This is a genomic window from Dubosiella newyorkensis (assembly GCF_001945605.1).
GTDB lineage: Bacteria > Bacillota_I > Bacilli_A > Erysipelotrichales > Erysipelotrichaceae > Dubosiella > Dubosiella newyorkensis.
The window spans coordinates 1-17414 of sequence record NZ_MPKA01000063.1; the positions used below are offsets into that span (position 1 = coordinate 1).

Sequence of the window (17414 nt, forward strand, 5' to 3'; positions counted from 1 at the left end):
ATTCTTTGTCATATTGCTTTGCCATTTTTCATTCCTCCTCATTCTGGAATTCAAATTGTTCTTCTTATGACATTCTACCACTTGAATTTTCAGAGGTTTAAGGGATGCACCATTAATACTAAATCCACTATCTTTCAAATTTTCATTTTCTTGGTTTTCAGTAGTAAACTCTTCAGATTCACCCAAAAATAATTTTTCTTCATCCGATTCTTTTTCTTGAGATTCGTTAAATTGATTTGTATCGGGAACTTCTTCCCCAATATTTTCTTCTTCGTAAAATATAGTATCGGTTATCCCGACAAATTCAGAATTTTCTGTTTGCTGAATCACATCTTGTTCTATTAGCTTTTGATCCACTTCTTCAGCAAGAATCGCCATACCCGGTAATGTTACGGCTGTTGCCAATGCAACTGCAGCCAAATGTTGGGGTTTCACACTTTTGTTATCATTCGTTTTCATACTCAATCCTTTCCTTTTTTCTTAAAACGAAAAAAGCGGAGAAAGGGTATTTCCCTCCTCCGCTTCCTGTACTTTCATCAAATTGTATTCTTTCTAAAACTTCCGCTTCTTTCTTGCAAGGAATCCTAGTCCTAGTAGGCTTAAGAAGCCCGTAAACAAAGAACTTGTCTTATGTACTGCGATACCCGTATTCGGTGAATGTTTCGTATTGGATCCTTCTTTTGCCATACGCAAGATCTCCACTTTGACCGGAATCACTTTGGTTTCATTTCCTTCATTGACTGTTGGCTTAACAACCGGTTTATTCGCTTCATCCGCAGGTGTCATCGGTTTGTTTTGATCTGCCGGTTTTTCATTCGGTTTATTGTTGTCAGTTGGTTTTTCCACTGCCTGGGTAATTTCACTTGCGATGATGAACCAAGAGAACAAAGTCGTTTCAAACTCGTAGTATTTGCCGTCAACGATCTTGAATTGAAGTTCTGTTGCTTTAGAATCTTGATTTTCTTTATGGAAGATGCGAACATTCTTTCCAGCGAACTGTTCTGGGATCGGTAAACGTACCGTAAATTTACCGGTCCGGTCGATTTCTTTTCCTTCTTCGTTCTCGAAGTGGATGTCATAACCAATCGTTTGATATTTTGATGTCAATCCAAAATTATTATCTGCTTCTACTTTGTCAATTACGATCTGCAGTCCTGTTAGATCTTCTTTAGACTCAGCTTTTACTTGATATCCGCCCTTAGAAAAAGTTGCCTCCGTTTTGATTAGATTCTCCGGTTCCGCTTCTTTTACAAGCACGAAAGTAGTTAGGCTTGCTGGTGTAAAGACCACCATTTCATCCATTAGGATCGAGAGTAGTTCTTTGTTTCCTGATCGATCAACTTGATAAACTTTCAATTCCTTTCCGCTCCATCCTGTCGGAATTGGCATCTGGACTTCGAACGTTCCAGTCCGCTCTACTTTTTCACCTTGCCGGTTGACAAAAGAAAGAGTGTACCCGATTGTTTCATTGGCTGAATCAAAACCGAAATTATGATTGGAAGTACTATTTTCCGCTTTAAATTCTAAACCATACAAGTCTTCATTTGATTTAGCCGATAACCGAACACCATTATTCGAATATTGGTTTTCAGACAATGTATCTTTTTCTACGTAAATCACAAGCTCAGGTTGATACATATGATCCCAATATAATGATGATTTATACGCAAAATGTTTATATAAACCTCCTGTTTGTGAAATCGCAAATTTATACTTCCCGTTTTTCAGCTCTTCATATTTTTTCAAATATCCATCACGATCAAATCCTACCGAACGTCCTCCGCGTACCACGACTCCAAATTCATTTATATTCACATCATCCGACAAAGAAGCATTTTTTGAATCATATTCGAATTCAGTAACTTTGTTTTGATCTGAAATATCGTAAATATGAACTTTCAATGCATTTGTCAATGAATCCATTTCCTTTAGAAATTCATCAATATCCAGCGTTTTATAATCAATTTTTAGATTACTATCTACGGCATTCGTCATTTTCCAAGTTCCGTTTGTTGTAAAATATAGGGAAATCACTTTCGAATCTCCAAATGCATATCGAATCGTAGGTTCTGTTCCTTCTTCTAGATGCGTAGCTGCAATATGATAGACATTTTTTGAAAGACCAAGTCTCTTGGCCAACGCCTGCGTGTTGATCCTGATTGTCACAGAATTCGGAACGCCTGCTGCCGCCCTTTCAGGCACTGTTACTATAGTAGTAGGTTTTACAACCACGAAATCATCCCGTGTTAGTTCAACTTGTTGAATTTTTTTGCCATCCAAGGTGATATCCAGAGATTGTAACGCATCATAAAAGTTCTGAATGATTTTCTCGTCTTCTAAATCTTCTTCTGTTGCTTGGCCAAGATCCGGAAAATAATCCTTTACAGATAATGAATGAATAACGGTTGAATATGTTAAATAAGTGGAGTCGCCTTTCGTTTCACAGTTAACATTTAATTTCCATTTTTTATTCAAATGATTATAGTCTAACAACAAATCAAGAAACTGATTCCTCTCGCTATTCAATTCTTGTTCTATTTCTTTTTCAATTGTTGTTATAATGTCATTCATATCGTAGCGAAGATACGATCGAAATTCCTCTCCGTTAAAAAACTGCATTTTAGATAATTGATCCCTATCAAATTTTGCAAGATCGATCGCAAAATTCTTTTCATATACATTTTGATTTGCTTTCGAATCATAGATAGAAACTTTTATACCATCTAGAGATTCCATCCAGTTATTTAATGTTCCTGTTTCACTACTTCCATAATTCTTTTGAATTAAAATTTCTTCATCCGGCGTTACGGGATCAGGAATATACATTTCCTCTGCTGGAATCGTGATCATTTCATCTTCCGCATCCAATCTTGCATTATTATTTTTAGCTTTCGTTTCTTCAATGCTGTATTCTGAATCATTTGTATCCAAAGTCTCTGTATTCCCTAAATTCTCTTGTGGAGGGGTGATTTCGGGAGTTTTTGCTTCCGATACTCCTATAATATCCAAGTTATTATTTTCACTTCCATCATCATTCGATTCATCCCGACTAGATCCAGTATCACCTTCGCTTGAATCAGATGTGCCCGTTTCAGTTCCAGAACTATCCGCCAATTCAGTATTTAAACCGTCTTCTTGTTCATTTCCTGGATCCACGACTTCGACCCATTCTTCATCAGGATTACCCTCGTTTTCAGCAGCTAATACATTGGCCGTCACTGGAGCTAAAAGCATCGTCGCAGCTACTGCACCATAAAGATGTGTTTTTTTCATAAAAATTCTCCCTTCTAATTCATTTTTATCTTGTTTTCTTCTTCTCACGTACCTTAACAACCCAAACAAATTCTGTGTGAATCGATTCTCATTACTAGAAACTTTGCTGTAACATGCTTAGCTCATTTCACTTTTTGAAGAACGAAGATCATTCCGTTTGAACCCAGTTCTTGAAGTTCTAAAATATCTCCATTAATATTCGCCTTATAGATAAACTCATTCTTATCAACTGCAGTAGAAGTTAGGTCTTTTTCTCCAACAACAAATGATTGTAGATTTAATACGATTTCCCCATTATTGATCGTATAAGTTCCGCTTCGAACATTATCACTAGGCAACTCGGATTCAATAGTCGTATAATCTTCATAGGTCCCGTCTCCATTAAAGGTGAAAGTTCTTGGACTCCCATTTCGAATATTGACAACTTCCCATGCTCCTTCAATTTGTTCTGTCTCTGTAACAGCTATTGGTCCTTTTTCTTCTGAAGGTTCCTCTGAATGTTCATTATTCTCAGATTTTGAATCCTCTTTTTCTTCTTGTTTTTTTTCTTCTTTTTGTACAGGCTCGCTTTCTTTTGGAGAAGTTGAAGCACATCCTGCTAAGACGCAACAATTCATCACTAAGAATGCGGCTATAAGTCTATTCGTTTTCATAATCTTCCTTTCTGTTTTTAAGACTCATAATTTTACTTCAATTATAATGAAAACGTTTTCAAAAATATCCGTGATGTCCCCAAATGCAACGATCATGACTCCAAAAGAACAACAGAAACAAAAAAAGAGCGATATCGCTCTTTGTTAAAGCTTCGCTCTTTGGCGGTCCATTATCGCCTTGATCTGCTCTGGCGTTTCCTTCATTCCTCTTTTGTACCAAGTATCGCACCAGCCAAAGAAAAGATAAGCCACCGTCGATTTCGAATATGCGACGATCGCTTCCTCTTCTTCTCGATCGCATTCAAAAAAAGCAAGGATCGCCTCCAAAATCAAATACTCAAATGATTTTGATACAAACAGTCGATGAGTTCCTGATTCGATTGATAAAAATCAAACAGATCCGCGATGTGATACTCTTTCAAAAAGCTTTTTCGAATGCGAGTTTTAAGATCCTTTAAAATGATCTCTTCTTTGGAATCGAACAAACGATAGATCGTGATATGCGAAAGACCCGCCTTATCCGTGATCTCCTTATTCGTGATGGAAGCAAACGGCTTCGTTTTTAAAAGTTCATACAATGCCTGCGTGATCCACTCTCTTGAAAGTTCGCTTTGAGTCGTCATGTCAAATATTCCCTCCTTTTCTAACAATCACTTCTTTGTCACATAGTAATGAGAAAAAAGTGTTATAAAACTAACATTTGCTATATAAGACAAACTTAAAAACGTCAATAAGGAAATTAAAAAACAATCACGATCGAGACTATATAGAAACGATCAAAACCACATGACCACCACAAATGCCGATCCAATAAAAAAACCAGACTTTCATCTGGTCAATATTCTCATTGAGAATTCTCTAAAAGAGAATCATATACATTTTGCGGGAGCTGCGCCTTCAACGCTTCCAAACTAGGAAGCGAAGCTTCACGCTCTCCTTTTTTTACGAGCGGAATCCCTTCGTCATATAAATGACGGACATATTGGATTGCTTGATAAGGATCGGAAAACTCAAGAATGAATCGCCCCATCCTCACCAATGAAGGTGCAAAAAGATATTCGCCATTATGCTCTTTCTCATACTTCAAATTCAATTGATAATCAAAAGGAGCGATTTTTTGATCCGATAGTCTAAGATCGGCGTAGTCTGGAGCCTTGACCCCATACTTTTCTTTGAACACCTTTTCTAAATGTTGCCGGCGAACATTTTCATTGTGTTTTTTCCAAAATAACGCTCCAATGCCGATCGCGCAAACCACGATCACACAAGCAAGCACAATCAAAACCATATTTTTCATAATTAAAACCTCTTATCCCTAAATAAATAAGTGTTATTATTTTATCTATACCCGAATGAACAATCAACTCATTCACTACATTGTAAGATCGATGTGACATATTGAACAAAAAGCGAGTCCCCACAACCCGCCTTTCTAACGCAAGCAAATCAATGCATCAAAACGATTGATAGTTCCCATTGTTTATTATCAGCTTGTCATTCCTTATTATAGGAAATTTCATCGCATTTACATCCCTCGCGTCCTCAAAAGAAGCTGGGCTGTCCCCAAACGCAAAAAAACGAAGGCAGAAAGCGCACTCAACGCTCTTTTTCTTCGCTTTCTTCATTCATGATCGAAAATGATAAATCGCTCTTCACGATCTTTCCGATACGAGCATCGATCCGATATTCAGCGATTACTTGCACGACTTCTAATCCTGCATTTTGAGCTGCTATAACACCTGTCGACGAATCCTCAAGCGCAAGCGTATCTTTTTCAGAAGCGTTCGCAAGCTCGATCGCTTTTTCGTAAACATCGGGAAAAGGCTTAACATTCTCTACATCGTCCGCTGTGATAATCCCCTCAAAAAAGTTAAGGATCCTCATCTTTTCTAAGATCGCCATTCTCTAACGAATCGTATATAAACGCTTCCCGCTCAGCGTCCAGCTTCTCATATAAAGCAGGATCTTGAAACGCATCTAAAATCGATCGTTTACAATCGAGCGCGCGCTTCCTACCAAGCAAATACACATCCTCGCTATTGACGAGCAACCCATCCATATCAAAGATAAATGGATCAAAAGCAGACAGCCAGTTTTTATCCATTATCCACAATACGAACGAACGATCTCTACGAGCTTTTTCGCTTCGGCTTCGATCGCCTCAAAATCGCCTATTTTCGCGCCCTTCGTTAAAGACCCGCCAAGACCGACCGCGATCACTCCTTGATCGAGCAATCTTTCAAATTTTCAGCACTAACACCACCCGGAAAACAAGGATCTTGATACAAATTACAAAGCTTCATGGTTTCTTTGTCGAAGTGAGGACAGACAACAAAATCCGCACTCGCGATCAATGTGACTCCTAAATATAAGGCGATGAAGATCAGTGGAACATTTAAGAAGAACGATACGATCGTTGGATATGTGATGATCGAACGACAAATCGCTCTCTCATCCATTTTTTCGTTTTAAAATTCAAATATGAAAATATTTTTTACTCATTTAGCTATATGGTTTTAAAATATGAAAATATTATTCATTCAATAAAAAAGAGGAAGTGAAAGTATGAATAAAGAATTATACGGCCGGCTTGATTCCTTTTATTCGGAAATGTCGCCTACAGAACGCAAGATCGCGGACTATTTAAAAAAAGCGTATTCGAACGCTTGTTATTTGAGCATTCAAGAGCTCGCCAAAGAAATCGATGTTTCCCCTTCCGCGATTTCTAGATTTACTAAACGGGTCGGTTTCAACAATTATCAAGAGCTTCGTTTGATGCTCGTCGATTCTCAAGAACCTTCAGAGGAAGTATTCTTTCCTGAAATCGATGAGCATGATTCGATCATGAATATCGCGCAAGCTTCCTTTCAAAATGGCATCAGCTCTTTGTCTTCGACCTTGGCGATCTTGAATGAAAGATCATGGGAGAAGCTGCTTGTCAACGTTTTTTGCGCACTTCGCTCGATACTCGTTTTTTCAGCGATTATCACATGCAGCTGATGATGGCTGGAACTCTATCTCCGGAAGATTGCGCTTTGATCATTTCGCATACGGGACGAAATAAAGACATCTTGCGGATCGCGGATCTGCTGCGGGAAAACAAGTTCCTATGATCGTGATCACGAACAGCATTTCCCACCTTATGCTCATCGATACGCTATTTACGCTCTACGCGATCAAGGTCGACTCTGATCCAGAGTATTTTAAACGGATCCGTAAGATCGTCAATTCGACTCGTCAATAAAAAAAGCCTCTCCAAAACGGCAATTTTGGAGAGGCAATCCATACTCTTTGATTTATTCTTCTTTTGTGTTGGCTTGATTCACGACAAAGTCCACAGCACCTTCTGGATCTTTGGTGAGTCCAATATATTGCGCGCCTTTTGTTTTGACGACTTTGATCCCATATCGATCGGCATCCGCTTTGATCTCATCATAGCGGGATTGCACTTGGGGAGAAAGAACGACGAGCTGAACTTCGCTAAGCACTCCAGTATGTCCTCCAAACGCTTCGGCTTGCGCTTTGACCGGAAGATCTTTGATTTCGGCGCCTTTATTGACGGCATTGGCAAACATCGCGCTTGTTCCAGCCCCTACACAAAGAACTAAGACATTGAGTGGATCGATTTCGCTCTTTTCTAAACTTGGCTTGCTTTCTTCTATGGTGTTTGGTTCTTCTTGTTGGCTGTTCGCTTCTTCTGCCAATAAATTCGCGTCATACGCTTTGACAAAAGGAAGATAGATCACAACATCAAGCGCGATGAGCGCGAGCACTAGCAAAAGCGAGAGTGGCGCCATTCCCGTTCCTAAAAAGATCCCGATCGGCGCAGGGGTCGCCCAAGGAAGAACATAGATGAATGAATTCATCTGGAGCACATCCACAAAGAATTTAAACACCCACGCGTTCGCTATTGGCGCAAGCAAGAATGGCACAAAGAAGTACGGATTCAACACCATTGGAGCCGCGAACAACACAGGTTCGTTGACTCCAAAGATGCAAGGCAAGAAAGACGCTTTTCCCACTGCTTTGAGCTGTTTGGATTTGCACATCCACATCAATAAGAATGGAACGACTAGAGTACATCCCGTCCCGCCTAAGCAAGCGATAAAGTTGTTAAAGCCTACTGTCAGGGCGTTGGAAGCGTGTTCTCCATTTTGCACGAGCATAAGGTTCGTTTCGACATTTGCGTAAATGGCAGCCGCAACCGCTGGTTCGACGATCGATGGTCCATGGATTCCAAGAAACCAGAAGAACGCCATCGCTCCAGCGATCAATCCAAGGCCAAAATAGGAATCGGCGGCTTGAAAGAGCGGCGAGAACATCAAGATCAAGCTTTCCGCAAAGCGTACTCCAAGGATCTGATTGATGATCAAATCGATCACCACACAACATAGCACAGAGAACGAATACGGGAACACATTTTTAAATACGTTCGAGATCACGCCAGGAACTTCTGGCGGCATTTTGATCGTAATGTTTTTCAAAGTGCAAAATTTATACATGTTGGCGGCGATAAATGCCGAGATGAATGAGCATAACAAACCCTTGGTTCCTAAATAGGTGACATCGATCCCACCATCGATTTCTGTAACCGCAAGCATAAGGAATCCAGTAATACTTGCGAGCATGACAGAAACGATATTGATCGTCATGCCTTGCGGCATTTTACGCTGAAAGTTTTCTGCAAGAGCTCTGGCTGTTGTGGCGGCCACCAATATTCCAACAATTCCCATAGAGAGGTTGTAAACTCTCCATAGCCATGAAGAAATTCCTTCAGGAAGCGTGAATCCAAAGACTTCAGGAAGTGCCGCGCACAAGATGAAAATGCTCGAAAATAGAATGGCAGGCATCGCTGTAAGAAAACCATCGCGAATCGATTGTAGATACGCGTTACCCGCAAGCTTATTAAAGAATGGCCGTCCTTTTTCGATGAATCCGATGATCGCGTTCATTTTTATTTTCTCCTATATAGTTCGACCATGTCGCCGATAATGTCGCGAAGCAAGATCGTTGTCATCAAATGGTCTTGTCCATGCACAAAGATGAATCCCATATCCATATTGTCTCCAGAGGCTTCTGCTGTAAGGATCTGGGTTTGAGATTTATGCGCTAAGTTGATGTTTTCATCCGCATCGGCAAGTAGAGCGTCGAGATTGCTGAAATTTCCACCTCGAACTTCCTTGAGCGCTTGCAGCAAAGTGCTTCTCGCATCACCCGAATAGGCAACGATCTCAAATCCAATCATATTCATTTCTTCACGTGTCATAATATTTTTCTCCTTATCTTTCTTAAAGCAATGTTTTTGTTTCGGCAAGTTGTTTGTACCAATAAGCGGATTCTTTCGGATACCGCTTTTGGGTCTCAAAATCTACGAAGAAGAGTCCATAACGCTTGTTGTAGCCATTCGACCAAGAAAAGACATCCATGAGCGACCATAAGAAATAGCCTTTCACATTGACGCCTGCTTCGATCGCGTCCGCAAGAGCCGACATGTATTTTTTGATATAGTCGATCCGCGGCTTATCCATGATGATCCCATCCTTGAATTCATCTTTGTAGCCCATTCCATTTTCGGTGATATAGATCGCTTTGTAGTTGGGGTAGTCTTTTTTGATCCGCAATAACAAATCGTACAAGCCTTCTGGATAGATGATCCAATCCCAATCGGTCCGCTCTAAACCTTCTTTATAAATGCGTTCGCCAATGCCTTTGACTTTGTAGCTTCCTGTTCCTTTATCGCCTGTTCCGTTGTGATGGATCGCATTTTCTCCGTTATAAGCTTTGACAAAGTGACTTTGGTAGTGATTGATTCCTAAATAGTCATTTCGATCTTTGGCTTTCTCCAGCTCGAGCAAGTCGGCTTCTGGAAAGTCATAGACCGCATCGTTGGCTTGACAAATCTCATCGAGCGCTTCAAGCGTTTCTTTTGAGTATCTTCCTTTATAGGTGGCGTCGAGCAAGAAACGAATGCTGAGCGCATCGTCTAAAAACGCGGCATGCATGTCTTCTGGCGAATTGGATGCAGGATACTTTGTTTCCAAAGAATGCACGACACCGATTTCTCCATGGAATCCAGACTCTTTGAAAAGATTGACGACTTTGGCGTGCGCCACCATCATGTTGTGAAGGCAGGCAATAACTTTTGTCAAATCGTATTTGATGCCTGGCGGAAAGATTCCCAGCAAATATTGGTTCGTCGCGATCGGATAGATTTCATTGAATGTTGTCCAATATTCAACTTCTGGAAATTCCTCAAAGCAGAACTGGGCATACGCGACAAACGCGTCGATCGTGTCGCGATTCAAGAAATCGCCTTGGTCAAAAAGCGCCTTTGGTGTATCGAAATGATGCAGTGTGACAAAGACTTTAATGTTTCTTTTCTTCGCTTCTTTGAGCAGATCGTGATAATATTCCACGCCTTTCCGATTGACTTCTCCTCTTCCTTGTGGAAAGATCCGGCTCCATGCGATCGAGATACGGATCCCATTGATCCCAAACATAGAACAGAGTTCTAGATCTTCTGGGTATTTATGGTAGAAATCGCTGGCAGGATCGGCAAGAAATCTTCCTTGTTTTTCTAAGAATTCATCCCAAGCGACTGGGCCTTTTCCGCCTTCTTTTGTCGCTCCTTCGGCTTGATAGGCTGCACTCGCCCCACCAAAGATAAAGTGTTCAGGTAGTTTTTTCATAGGTACTCCTTGCTTTTTCTTTTTGTTTTTGTTTGATTTTGTTTCTTTACAAGTTCATAATACCGATTAAATTTCAGAATGTCAACGTCTATATAAATATTTTTAAACATTTACAACCATTATTTGTTCGCATTAAGAATTAAATGTTTGTTTTTGTTGACTTTAAAAAATAATCTATGCTATAACGACTATGAAAGGAAGATGAATATGCTTAAAAGCGAACGACTTCAATATATTTGTCGGCTCGTCAATGAAAAAGGAATCGTAACGGCCGCAGAAATCATGAATGCGCTCGATGTTTCAGACATGACCGTTCGGCGCGATCTCGACGAGCTTGAAAAAAGCGAAAAATTGATCCGGATCCACGGCGGCGCCCAATCGATCAATTATAATATCGACTACGAACTCTCTCACACCGAAAAATCAGCCGTCAATACGGCTGAAAAAAAAGAGATCGCCAAAGAAGCGGCGAAACTCATCAAAGACAAGGATACGATCTTTCTTGGACCAGGCACAACGATCGAACTGCTCGCTCAAGAGATTGCCGAAAGAAACGTGCGGATCGTCACGAACTCTTTGCCAGTATTTGAGATCATCAGCCAACACGATCCTGAGCATGTCATTTTAGCGGGCGGAAATTACCGAAATCATACTGGTTGTTTTGTTGGTCCTTTGTGCTCTGAAGTGATCAGCCGATTAAAATTTTCGGCCGCTTTTATTTCATGTAACGGATTGGCTGAAAATCAAATCACGACCTCTTCGATCGAAGAAGGTCAAGTACAGGAGATCGCCCTCAACAACGCGCATAAACGATATTTGCTCATCGACGCGCATAAATTCAATCGCGAAGATTTTTATGTATACTATAAGCTCTACAACATGGATGAGATCATCACCGATTCTTCTACGAAGCAAGATATTATCTCGCATTATAATCAATACATAAAGATCACACAGAAAAGAAAGGACTAACGATATGGATGGAGTAATCTTTGATTTTAACGGAACGTTGTTTCTAGACAACGATAAACACATTTTGGCTTGGAACAAGATCTCGCAAACGCTTAGAGGCAAAGGGATCACAGAAGAAGAGCTGCACACGAAAATGAACGGTGTTACAAATAAGTATATTGTTCGATATTTAAATGGCGGTACGCCCAATGAGGATATAGAAGCTTTGTATTCCAAACGCAAAGAAGAATATTACCGCGAATTTTGTAAAGCGGACACGAAAAATTTTCATTTGATCGAGGGAGCGGAGGCGTTGTTCAACGATCTTAAAAAACGAAAGATTCCTTTTACGATCGCTTCTGCTTCGATCAAAGAAAATATCGATTTTTTTGTGGAAAACTTTCATTTAGATCGATGGATCGATCCCGATTCGATCGTCTACGATAACGGCGAGTACAAAGACAAAGAAGCGATGTTCTTTCAAGCGGCTAAAAACATTCAAGTTCCGATCGACAAGATTTGCGTGATCGAAGATTCGTTAGCGGGCGTAAAAGCGAGCGTAAAAGCAGGGATCCAAGATATTCGCATCATCGATTCAGGCCATATCGCCAATCAAGTCAAAGATCTAAAGAGCGTCAAAGAAATCGGAAATACGATGGCTGACTTGCATCTCTAAAAAAAAGACCATAGAGGTCTTTTTATTTTGAAAGATGCGATTTGATTTTGTGAAGCAGCGCTTTTGTTTGCGACTCCGTTTCTTCGTTGCAGACAACGATCCCATTTTCTTTTGTTTGAATGACGAGCACATCGCCATTCGATTTTGTATAGCGTGAATATCGGCCGTACGGAATGTTTTCGAATGTACCCATCAATGTGTTTCGAGCGTCGTAGCCATTCACTCTTTTTCCTGGCGAAAGATTTGGCGCGAATTCGACGGATTCGATCTCATCGTAAGGAATCACGGTATCCGAGACGAGGTTGGCATCAAAATGAATAGTTCTTTCGCCTACATCGATCGTATAATTCCCAAGCATGATAACCGCTAAGACAATCAAAAAAATAGGAACGAGAAGCAAGATCCACCAGAGCTGTTTACGATCGAACGAGCCTGGATCTCTAAATACGACACCTTTTTCTTTTTGTTTTTGGGCATAGCGCCAAGAAATATAGATCGTTAAAACGGATGCCAAAAGGGCGAGGACGATCGTCACACCGATCCCAAAGGGAAAAAAGGAAGCGCCCAGCATTACGATGCCGCAAGCTACCCAGATCCTGCCCCCCACTCGTTGAGAATAGTTCCAATTTTCTTTGTTTTCTAAAGCACATCTCGTTCGGATGCCAATCATTTCGTTTTGCGAGATTTTTGGAAGAATGTTTCCGATCCCAATAAAGATCAAAGCGGTGATCCCATTGACAATGACTTCACCATTCCAGTCGGGAAAATATTCGAGTCCGATGAGCATCGAACAGATCGAGAGCGTCAAGAGGGGCTGCAAAAACAAAAGCCAACGGATCGTTTGCGGTTTGTCGATCCCAAATCCTTTTTTCTTACCGATCCATATGATCAGCCAAAAGATCAGGAGCGAAAGGAGGGGTAATACAAATTGCCAGATCGTTCGTAGTGGTTCTTCTTTCGTGTTTGGCAAAATATAACCGAGCGCGATTGGAAGAAGCATCAACACAGAATCAATGAGAAGATCTTTCCGATACGTTTTGAGAAACATATTTTTCTCCTTCTAGATCCTTGATCCATAAGATCACATCTTCTAAAACGGATGTGTTGAGCGTATAGACAATGTACTTTCCTTGCCTTTCATTTCGAATCAAGTCGGCTTTTTTCAAGATCGAAAGATGTCGCGAGATCGCGGGCTGCGAAATCGAAAATTGATCTACGATTTCTTGCACGCTCATCGATCTTTGTTTAAGCAAAGAAAGAATAGCGCGCCGAATAGGATCATTGAGCGCTTTGAGCGTTTGATCGAGTGCCATATTCTTATCCTCCTATAACATATAAATTATTTGTTATATATAGAGTATTATGCCTTTCTCCTCTTGTCAATAGTTTCTGTCTTCTCAAAATCGGTCAATGGCGCCATAATAAATAAAAAATGATCTATGAGGAATTAAACCTATGAACGATAAATTCTTTCAGCTCCCCGCTCAAAAACAAAAGCGCATCCTAAACGCGGCGTATAAAGCCTTTGCCCAAAGCCCCTATAAAAAAACGTCTATGTCCTTGATCGCCTACGAAAGCGATGTTTCTAAATCATTGCTTTTTTACTATTTCAAAAACAAACAAGACTTATATTTGTATTTATGGACTCAAGTTATAGAAATGACACGAAAAACGATCCAAGCTTATAAAACACTGGAAACCGATGATTTTTTTGAAATGTTGCGCAGAAGTCTTCGTTCAAAATGTGCGCTTATGAAAGAGCATCCGTATCTCTATGCTTTTTCGCTCCAAGCGTATTATGAAACGGAGCCATCGATTCAAAATTTGATCCAAGATCAATTTCACATGCTGTCTCAATCGAGCGAGGCGATCGTTTTTGAAAGAATAGATCGGACCCGATTCAGAAAGAAGATCGACTTACGGAAAATGTATCAAGAAATCTTATATGCGATGGATGGCTATATGCTTTCTCAATTTCGTTCGGATCCGATCGTCCCTAACAAGATTGAAAAAGAAATCATGGATTTGATAGAATTTTGGGAAACGATCTATTATCAAAAGGAGAACGAAAATGGAGCATAAGTCGATCAAAAGAAAAAATGGGACGATCCATTATTGGATCCATAAAAAAGAAGGTACGCAAGCTTCTATCGTATTCACGCATGGTCTTTGCGCCGACCATACAATATTCGAAAAACAAATCCCCTACTTTTTAGAGAACTATACGTTGCTTTTGTGGGATGTTCCAATGCATGGAAGCTCAAGACCATATTCCGATTTTTCATACCGTGATAGCGTGGAATGTCTCAATCAAATTTTACAAAAAGAAAAGATCGACCAAGTTTTTTTAGTGGGCATGTCGATGGGCGGTTATCCAAGTCAACACTTCGCTTCGATCTATCCAGAAAAAACAAAAGGATTGATCGGACTCGATACAACTCCTCTAGGATCGAATTATTATTCTCGTTTTGATGAATGGTGGCTGAAGCACGCGGCCTCGATCGCGAAGTATTTTCCATCCTCCCTTTTACGAAAATCGATCGCCTGGTCAGTATCGAATACGAAAGAAGCCTATGTAAAAATGCGCTCGATCTTAGAACCACTTTCAAAAGCGGAGATCACAGAACAAATGCAAATCGCATACTCCTGTTTTATCTTAGAAAACAAAGATGTCCAGTTTTCTTTTCCTGTTCTTCTTTTGGTGGGTGAAAAAGATCGGACAGGCAAAGTTCTTTCTTACAACAAAGCATGGGCTAAACGCACAAAGTATCCGCTTCATTTTATTGAAAATGCTCGTCATTTTGCCAACTATGACGCGCCCGATCAAGTGAATCAAGAAATCGAAGCGTTCATTCAAAGAACTTTGTCTGAGAAGAGGTGATCATAAATGGTTTATGATGAATATGGAGACAAGCGTAAACCAACGATTTTATTGCTGCATGGAGCGGGAGTTCTCGATACTTTCGCCAAGCAATACGATGAACTTTCCAAACAATATCATCTTCTTGTTCCTCATCTTCCTGGGGCTGGGAAAGCGGCTTCTTTCGCATATGTTCCCGACGCGACGGATCATGATTTATTGGAGCTGATCAGCTCATTGCCAAACAAGCCTATTGGCGTGATCGGTCATTCTTTGGGTGCGCAAATCGCGATCCGGCTTGTGAGCAAAATGCCAGCGCGCTTTCAGTTTGCGATTTTTTTGAGTGCGTGGGTCGTTCCTGATCCTCTTATGAGCAAGGTGTATTGTTCGCTGGCTCCTTTTTGTGCTGTTTTGCTCCATTTCAAATGGCTGGTCGCGATGCAAGGTCAGTATTGGAACTTTTCCCAAAAACAAATTGAGACGATGTCTCAATATTCCAAACAAATTTCGGCTTCGGTATATCGTTCTTTTTTTGCGCATACTTTGGACCTATCGCATCTACCCGAATACCAAAATGTTTCGATTCCTATGCTCGCGATTTGCGGAAGCCAAGAAATCAAAGCGATGAAGGTATCGCTTGTTTTGCTTTCGGAAAATCCGCATTGTAAAACGATCCTATTGTCTAAAGCGAGTCATGATTTTCCGATGCGTAACGCCCAAGAGCTCAATTTGATCTTGACGCGTTTTATCAAAAAGGCGCTCAGCTAGCGAGCGCGCTTTTTTATTGGAGTTTTTGATAAGAATCCGCTTCTATTTTTGGTTCTGTTGAGATCGACGAGCTAATGCTTCCATCTGGATCAAGTGTGATCTTGGCATAATGGATAATGCCGTTTCCTTTTCCTTGTACATAGATCGTTTTTCCAGGATGGAGAAGGTCTGTGATTTCGTAAGAATTTTCATAAAGGTGCAGAAAATATTTGTCTTCTTTCTTTTCGACCTGGGTGGAGTATTGATCGAAGACTTCTTGAGCGTCCATAGGGATCTCGTTGCCAAACGCGTCAAAGGATACTCCCCCACCTCCGCCAATATATTCTCCAGTTTCCGGGTCATAAAATTCATAGCCAATGTCTCCGTTCGAGACGGCTTCGACATTTCGTTCTTGGCCGCCAAACCATCCGTTGACTTTTGTTCGGATCCCGCCTGCATCGGTGGCATAGGCGAGAGCGGATCCGCCTAATAAGAGGGCTGCTAAACTAAAGGCGATAGCTGGGCGTAAGATCATTTTTGTTTTCTTGTTCATCGTTTCCTCCTTCAAGTCGACCGGCTTGGGCATTTGAAGGTTGGAAAATGCTTGTTTATATCGTTCTTTATTCGTTTTCATCGTTCCAATTCTCCTGCAAGACGTTTTTGAGCTTGCTTCTCGCTCTGGATAAACGCTTCTTTACATTTGATTCACGGATTCCAAGGATGCGCGCGATTTCTTTGATCGGATAGTCTTCATAATAATAAAGTTGCAGCACTGTTCGATCTTTTTCTGGCAATTGGCAAACCGTTTCGAAAAGGGTCTGGTCTTCTTCTTGTTCGAAGTGTAAATTGATCGCCGCTTCGATCGATACTTTATGACTTCGAAAGAAAGAGCGTCGAATATCTTTCGCTTGATTGATGACTGTTTTGAATAGCCACGCTCGAATATGCTCTTCATCTTTGTATTCTAGATCCTTGTCCACGTATTTAATGAAGGTCATCTGGACGGCATCGGCTGCGTCCGCGCCATTTTGCAGCACAGCAAACGCGGCTCCATAGAGTCGATCTTGGTATTGTGGAATCAAATATTCAGCCGGTAGTTTCATGTTCGTTCACATTTCCATTGATTAAAAAAGGTACCTTTCACTTATATAACGATTCAAATCGAGGAAAGGTGACAAGAAAACAGATTTTTAGTAAGCGGGAATTAAAACAGCGTATAGAAAACGCTCATCGAATCAGAGACAATATCTCTACCTGCGATGAGCGTCTTTGTTTTTATTGGCATATGCTGATCAAATTTGGATTCCAAGGCATACATTGTTCCAGTATTTCGCTGGTCAGCTTTCCAGCATGTCTTGAGAGTTCTTTTAAAAGGTGAAGGATGTATTTGTAAGGGATCAGCCCATTGGCTTTGGCGCTTTCTACGATCGAGTAGAGTACTCCGCAAGCCTTGGCTCCTCTAGGACTTCCCGAAAACAGCCAGTTGTTTCTTCCTACCGCAAAATTTCGGATCGTCCTTTCGGCAAGCGAATTGGTCATCGGCAGACTTCCGTTGTCCAGGTAGC

Annotated in this window: 26 protein-coding genes; 8 read left to right on the top strand and 18 right to left on the bottom strand. The window is 40.8% G+C overall.

Annotated elements, in window-relative coordinates; translation table 11 throughout:
- From BO225_RS05920 to BO225_RS12530, 10 genes are all read right to left on the bottom strand, one after another.
- Positions 1–459 (bottom strand): hypothetical protein (locus BO225_RS05920; protein ID WP_143356777.1); only part of this gene is annotated, 459 nt, incomplete at its 3' end.
- 93 nt (positions 460–552) lie between these two features.
- Positions 553–3273 (bottom strand): hypothetical protein, encoded by a 2721-nt coding sequence (locus BO225_RS05925; protein ID WP_076341339.1) that lies wholly within the window; start codon positions 3271–3273, stop codon positions 553–555.
- Between the two features lie 122 nt (positions 3274–3395).
- The gene (locus tag BO225_RS05930) at positions 3396–3926 is read right to left on the bottom strand and encodes a lipocalin family protein (protein ID WP_076341340.1); all 531 of its coding nucleotides are present in this window, start codon (positions 3924–3926) and stop codon (positions 3396–3398) included.
- Positions 3927–4070: 144 nt separating this feature from the next.
- On the bottom strand, positions 4071–4253 hold the full coding sequence (locus BO225_RS05935) for a hypothetical protein (RefSeq protein ID WP_143356778.1): 183 nt from the start codon (positions 4251–4253) through the stop codon (positions 4071–4073).
- Between the two features lie 2 nt (positions 4254–4255).
- Positions 4256–4549, bottom strand: coding sequence for a TetR/AcrR family transcriptional regulator (locus BO225_RS05940; protein ID WP_076341342.1), 294 nt, complete (start codon positions 4547–4549; stop codon positions 4256–4258).
- Positions 4550–4770: 221 nt separating this feature from the next.
- Complete coding sequence (locus tag BO225_RS05945) at positions 4771–5223, bottom strand: hypothetical protein (protein WP_076341343.1); 453 nt, start codon at positions 5221–5223, stop codon at positions 4771–4773.
- 299 nt (positions 5224–5522) lie between these two features.
- Positions 5523–5828, bottom strand: coding sequence for an HAD family hydrolase (locus BO225_RS05950; RefSeq protein ID WP_076341344.1), 306 nt, complete (start codon positions 5826–5828; stop codon positions 5523–5525).
- Positions 5797–6030 (bottom strand): HAD family hydrolase, encoded by a 234-nt coding sequence (locus BO225_RS05955; RefSeq protein WP_076341345.1) that lies wholly within the window; start codon positions 6028–6030, stop codon positions 5797–5799. The genes BO225_RS05950 and BO225_RS05955 overlap by 32 nt, the downstream gene beginning before the upstream one ends.
- Complete coding sequence (locus tag BO225_RS12840; protein WP_269843894.1) at positions 6030–6161, bottom strand: hypothetical protein; 132 nt, start codon at positions 6159–6161, stop codon at positions 6030–6032. The genes BO225_RS05955 and BO225_RS12840 overlap by 1 nt, the downstream gene beginning before the upstream one ends.
- Positions 6143–6385: a hypothetical protein gene (locus BO225_RS12530; RefSeq protein WP_076341346.1), complete on the bottom strand. Its 243-nt coding sequence runs from the start codon at positions 6383–6385 to the stop codon at positions 6143–6145. Before BO225_RS12530 ends, BO225_RS12840 begins: the two co-directional genes overlap by 19 nt.
- A gap of 106 nt (positions 6386–6491) precedes the next feature.
- Between BO225_RS12530 and BO225_RS12710 the strand changes: the two genes are divergently transcribed.
- The 3 genes from BO225_RS12710 to BO225_RS12850 are packed head-to-tail and all read left to right on the top strand — an operon-like array spanning position 6492 to position 7170.
- Complete coding sequence (locus BO225_RS12710; RefSeq protein WP_233120298.1) at positions 6492–6926, top strand: MurR/RpiR family transcriptional regulator; 435 nt, start codon at positions 6492–6494, stop codon at positions 6924–6926.
- Positions 6917–7039: a phosphoheptose isomerase family protein gene (locus tag BO225_RS12845; RefSeq protein ID WP_269843895.1), complete on the top strand. Its 123-nt coding sequence runs from the start codon at positions 6917–6919 to the stop codon at positions 7037–7039. Before BO225_RS12710 ends, BO225_RS12845 begins: the two co-directional genes overlap by 10 nt.
- Positions 7036–7170 carry a hypothetical protein gene (locus tag BO225_RS12850; protein WP_269843896.1) on the top strand — a complete coding sequence of 45 codons (135 nt, stop codon included), beginning with the start codon at positions 7036–7038 and terminating at the stop codon, positions 7168–7170. Before BO225_RS12845 ends, BO225_RS12850 begins: the two co-directional genes overlap by 4 nt.
- 52 nt (positions 7171–7222) lie before the next feature.
- Here the strand turns inward: BO225_RS12850 and BO225_RS05970 are convergent, their stop codons facing one another.
- Genes BO225_RS05970 through lacG form a run of 3 tightly spaced genes read right to left on the bottom strand, consistent with a single transcriptional unit; the run spans position 7223 to position 10615 of the window.
- A complete protein-coding gene (locus BO225_RS05970) occupies positions 7223–8878 on the bottom strand; it encodes a PTS transporter subunit EIIC (RefSeq protein ID WP_076341347.1) in 1656 nt (551 codons plus the stop codon).
- A gap of 2 nt (positions 8879–8880) precedes the next feature.
- On the bottom strand, positions 8881–9192 hold the full coding sequence (locus BO225_RS05975; RefSeq protein WP_076341348.1) for a PTS lactose/cellobiose transporter subunit IIA: 312 nt from the start codon (positions 9190–9192) through the stop codon (positions 8881–8883).
- 22 nt (positions 9193–9214) lie between these two features.
- Positions 9215–10615 (bottom strand): 6-phospho-beta-galactosidase, encoded by a 1401-nt coding sequence (lacG, locus tag BO225_RS05980; protein WP_076341349.1) that lies wholly within the window; start codon positions 10613–10615, stop codon positions 9215–9217.
- Between the two features lie 207 nt (positions 10616–10822).
- Here lacG and BO225_RS05985 point away from each other — a divergent pair, with 207 nt between their 5' ends.
- Together BO225_RS05985 and BO225_RS05990 are read left to right on the top strand one after the other, a co-directional pair.
- Positions 10823–11587: a DeoR/GlpR family DNA-binding transcription regulator gene (locus BO225_RS05985; protein WP_076341350.1), complete on the top strand. Its 765-nt coding sequence runs from the start codon at positions 10823–10825 to the stop codon at positions 11585–11587.
- Positions 11588–11591: 4 nt separating this feature from the next.
- Complete coding sequence (locus tag BO225_RS05990; RefSeq protein ID WP_076341351.1) at positions 11592–12242, top strand: HAD family hydrolase; 651 nt, start codon at positions 11592–11594, stop codon at positions 12240–12242.
- A gap of 22 nt (positions 12243–12264) precedes the next feature.
- On the opposite strand, the gene BO225_RS05995 is transcribed toward BO225_RS05990, so the two are convergent.
- Both BO225_RS05995 and BO225_RS06000 read right to left on the bottom strand, forming a co-directional pair.
- Positions 12265–13290: an SdpI family protein gene (locus BO225_RS05995; protein WP_076341352.1), complete on the bottom strand. Its 1026-nt coding sequence runs from the start codon at positions 13288–13290 to the stop codon at positions 12265–12267.
- The gene (locus tag BO225_RS06000) at positions 13253–13555 is read right to left on the bottom strand and encodes an autorepressor SdpR family transcription factor (protein ID WP_076341353.1); all 303 of its coding nucleotides are present in this window, start codon (positions 13553–13555) and stop codon (positions 13253–13255) included. The genes BO225_RS05995 and BO225_RS06000 overlap by 38 nt, the downstream gene beginning before the upstream one ends.
- Before the next feature lie 142 nt (positions 13556–13697).
- Here BO225_RS06000 and BO225_RS06005 point away from each other — a divergent pair, with 142 nt between their 5' ends.
- From BO225_RS06005 to BO225_RS06015, 3 genes are read left to right on the top strand one after another with little or no spacing between them, the layout of a single operon-like run.
- Positions 13698–14324: a TetR/AcrR family transcriptional regulator gene (locus tag BO225_RS06005; protein ID WP_076341354.1), complete on the top strand. Its 627-nt coding sequence runs from the start codon at positions 13698–13700 to the stop codon at positions 14322–14324.
- On the top strand, positions 14314–15123 hold the full coding sequence (locus BO225_RS06010; RefSeq protein ID WP_076341355.1) for an alpha/beta fold hydrolase: 810 nt from the start codon (positions 14314–14316) through the stop codon (positions 15121–15123). The genes BO225_RS06005 and BO225_RS06010 overlap by 11 nt, the downstream gene beginning before the upstream one ends.
- Positions 15124–15129: 6 nt before the next feature.
- Positions 15130–15870, top strand: coding sequence for an alpha/beta fold hydrolase (locus BO225_RS06015; RefSeq protein WP_076341356.1), 741 nt, complete (start codon positions 15130–15132; stop codon positions 15868–15870).
- A 13-nt stretch (positions 15871–15883) separates the two neighbouring features.
- On the opposite strand, the gene BO225_RS06020 is transcribed toward BO225_RS06015, so the two are convergent.
- The 3 genes from BO225_RS06020 to BO225_RS13085 all read right to left on the bottom strand — a co-directional run.
- Complete coding sequence (locus BO225_RS06020) at positions 15884–16483, bottom strand: hypothetical protein (protein ID WP_076341357.1); 600 nt, start codon at positions 16481–16483, stop codon at positions 15884–15886.
- The gene (locus BO225_RS06025) at positions 16470–16952 is read right to left on the bottom strand and encodes an RNA polymerase sigma factor (protein ID WP_076341358.1); all 483 of its coding nucleotides are present in this window, start codon (positions 16950–16952) and stop codon (positions 16470–16472) included. The genes BO225_RS06020 and BO225_RS06025 overlap by 14 nt, the downstream gene beginning before the upstream one ends.
- Before the next feature lie 172 nt (positions 16953–17124).
- A partial coding sequence (locus BO225_RS13085) for an IS66 family transposase (protein WP_143356779.1) occupies positions 17125–17414 on the bottom strand: 290 nt, incomplete at its 5' end.

Coding starts and splice junctions, on each gene's coding strand:
- BO225_RS05925 (WP_076341339.1), bottom strand. CDS start 3,273: ATGAAAAAAACACATCTTTATGGTGCAGTAGCTGCGACGATGCTTTTA.
- BO225_RS05930 (WP_076341340.1), bottom strand. CDS start 3,926: ATGAAAACGAATAGACTTATAGCCGCATTCTTAGTGATGAATTGTTGC.
- BO225_RS05940 (WP_076341342.1), bottom strand. CDS start 4,549: ATGACGACTCAAAGCGAACTTTCAAGAGAGTGGATCACGCAGGCATTG.
- BO225_RS05945 (WP_076341343.1), bottom strand. CDS start 5,223: ATGAAAAATATGGTTTTGATTGTGCTTGCTTGTGTGATCGTGGTTTGC.
- BO225_RS05950 (WP_076341344.1), bottom strand. CDS start 5,828: ATGGCGATCTTAGAAAAGATGAGGATCCTTAACTTTTTTGAGGGGATT.
- BO225_RS05955 (WP_076341345.1), bottom strand. CDS start 6,030: ATGGATAAAAACTGGCTGTCTGCTTTTGATCCATTTATCTTTGATATG.
- BO225_RS12530 (WP_076341346.1), bottom strand. CDS start 6,385: ATGGATGAGAGAGCGATTTGTCGTTCGATCATCACATATCCAACGATC.
- BO225_RS12710 (WP_233120298.1), top strand. CDS start 6,492: ATGAATAAAGAATTATACGGCCGGCTTGATTCCTTTTATTCGGAAATG.
- BO225_RS12845 (WP_269843895.1), top strand. CDS start 6,917: ATGCAGCTGATGATGGCTGGAACTCTATCTCCGGAAGATTGCGCTTTG.
- BO225_RS12850 (WP_269843896.1), top strand. CDS start 7,036: ATGATCGTGATCACGAACAGCATTTCCCACCTTATGCTCATCGATACG.
- BO225_RS05970 (WP_076341347.1), bottom strand. CDS start 8,878: ATGAACGCGATCATCGGATTCATCGAAAAAGGACGGCCATTCTTTAAT.
- BO225_RS05975 (WP_076341348.1), bottom strand. CDS start 9,192: ATGACACGTGAAGAAATGAATATGATTGGATTTGAGATCGTTGCCTAT.
- lacG (WP_076341349.1), bottom strand. CDS start 10,615: ATGAAAAAACTACCTGAACACTTTATCTTTGGTGGGGCGAGTGCAGCC.
- BO225_RS05985 (WP_076341350.1), top strand. CDS start 10,823: ATGCTTAAAAGCGAACGACTTCAATATATTTGTCGGCTCGTCAATGAA.
- BO225_RS05990 (WP_076341351.1), top strand. CDS start 11,592: ATGGATGGAGTAATCTTTGATTTTAACGGAACGTTGTTTCTAGACAAC.
- BO225_RS05995 (WP_076341352.1), bottom strand. CDS start 13,290: ATGTTTCTCAAAACGTATCGGAAAGATCTTCTCATTGATTCTGTGTTG.
- BO225_RS06000 (WP_076341353.1), bottom strand. CDS start 13,555: ATGGCACTCGATCAAACGCTCAAAGCGCTCAATGATCCTATTCGGCGC.
- BO225_RS06005 (WP_076341354.1), top strand. CDS start 13,698: ATGAACGATAAATTCTTTCAGCTCCCCGCTCAAAAACAAAAGCGCATC.
- BO225_RS06010 (WP_076341355.1), top strand. CDS start 14,314: ATGGAGCATAAGTCGATCAAAAGAAAAAATGGGACGATCCATTATTGG.
- BO225_RS06015 (WP_076341356.1), top strand. CDS start 15,130: ATGGTTTATGATGAATATGGAGACAAGCGTAAACCAACGATTTTATTG.
- BO225_RS06020 (WP_076341357.1), bottom strand. CDS start 16,483: ATGAAAACGAATAAAGAACGATATAAACAAGCATTTTCCAACCTTCAA.
- BO225_RS06025 (WP_076341358.1), bottom strand. CDS start 16,952: ATGAAACTACCGGCTGAATATTTGATTCCACAATACCAAGATCGACTC.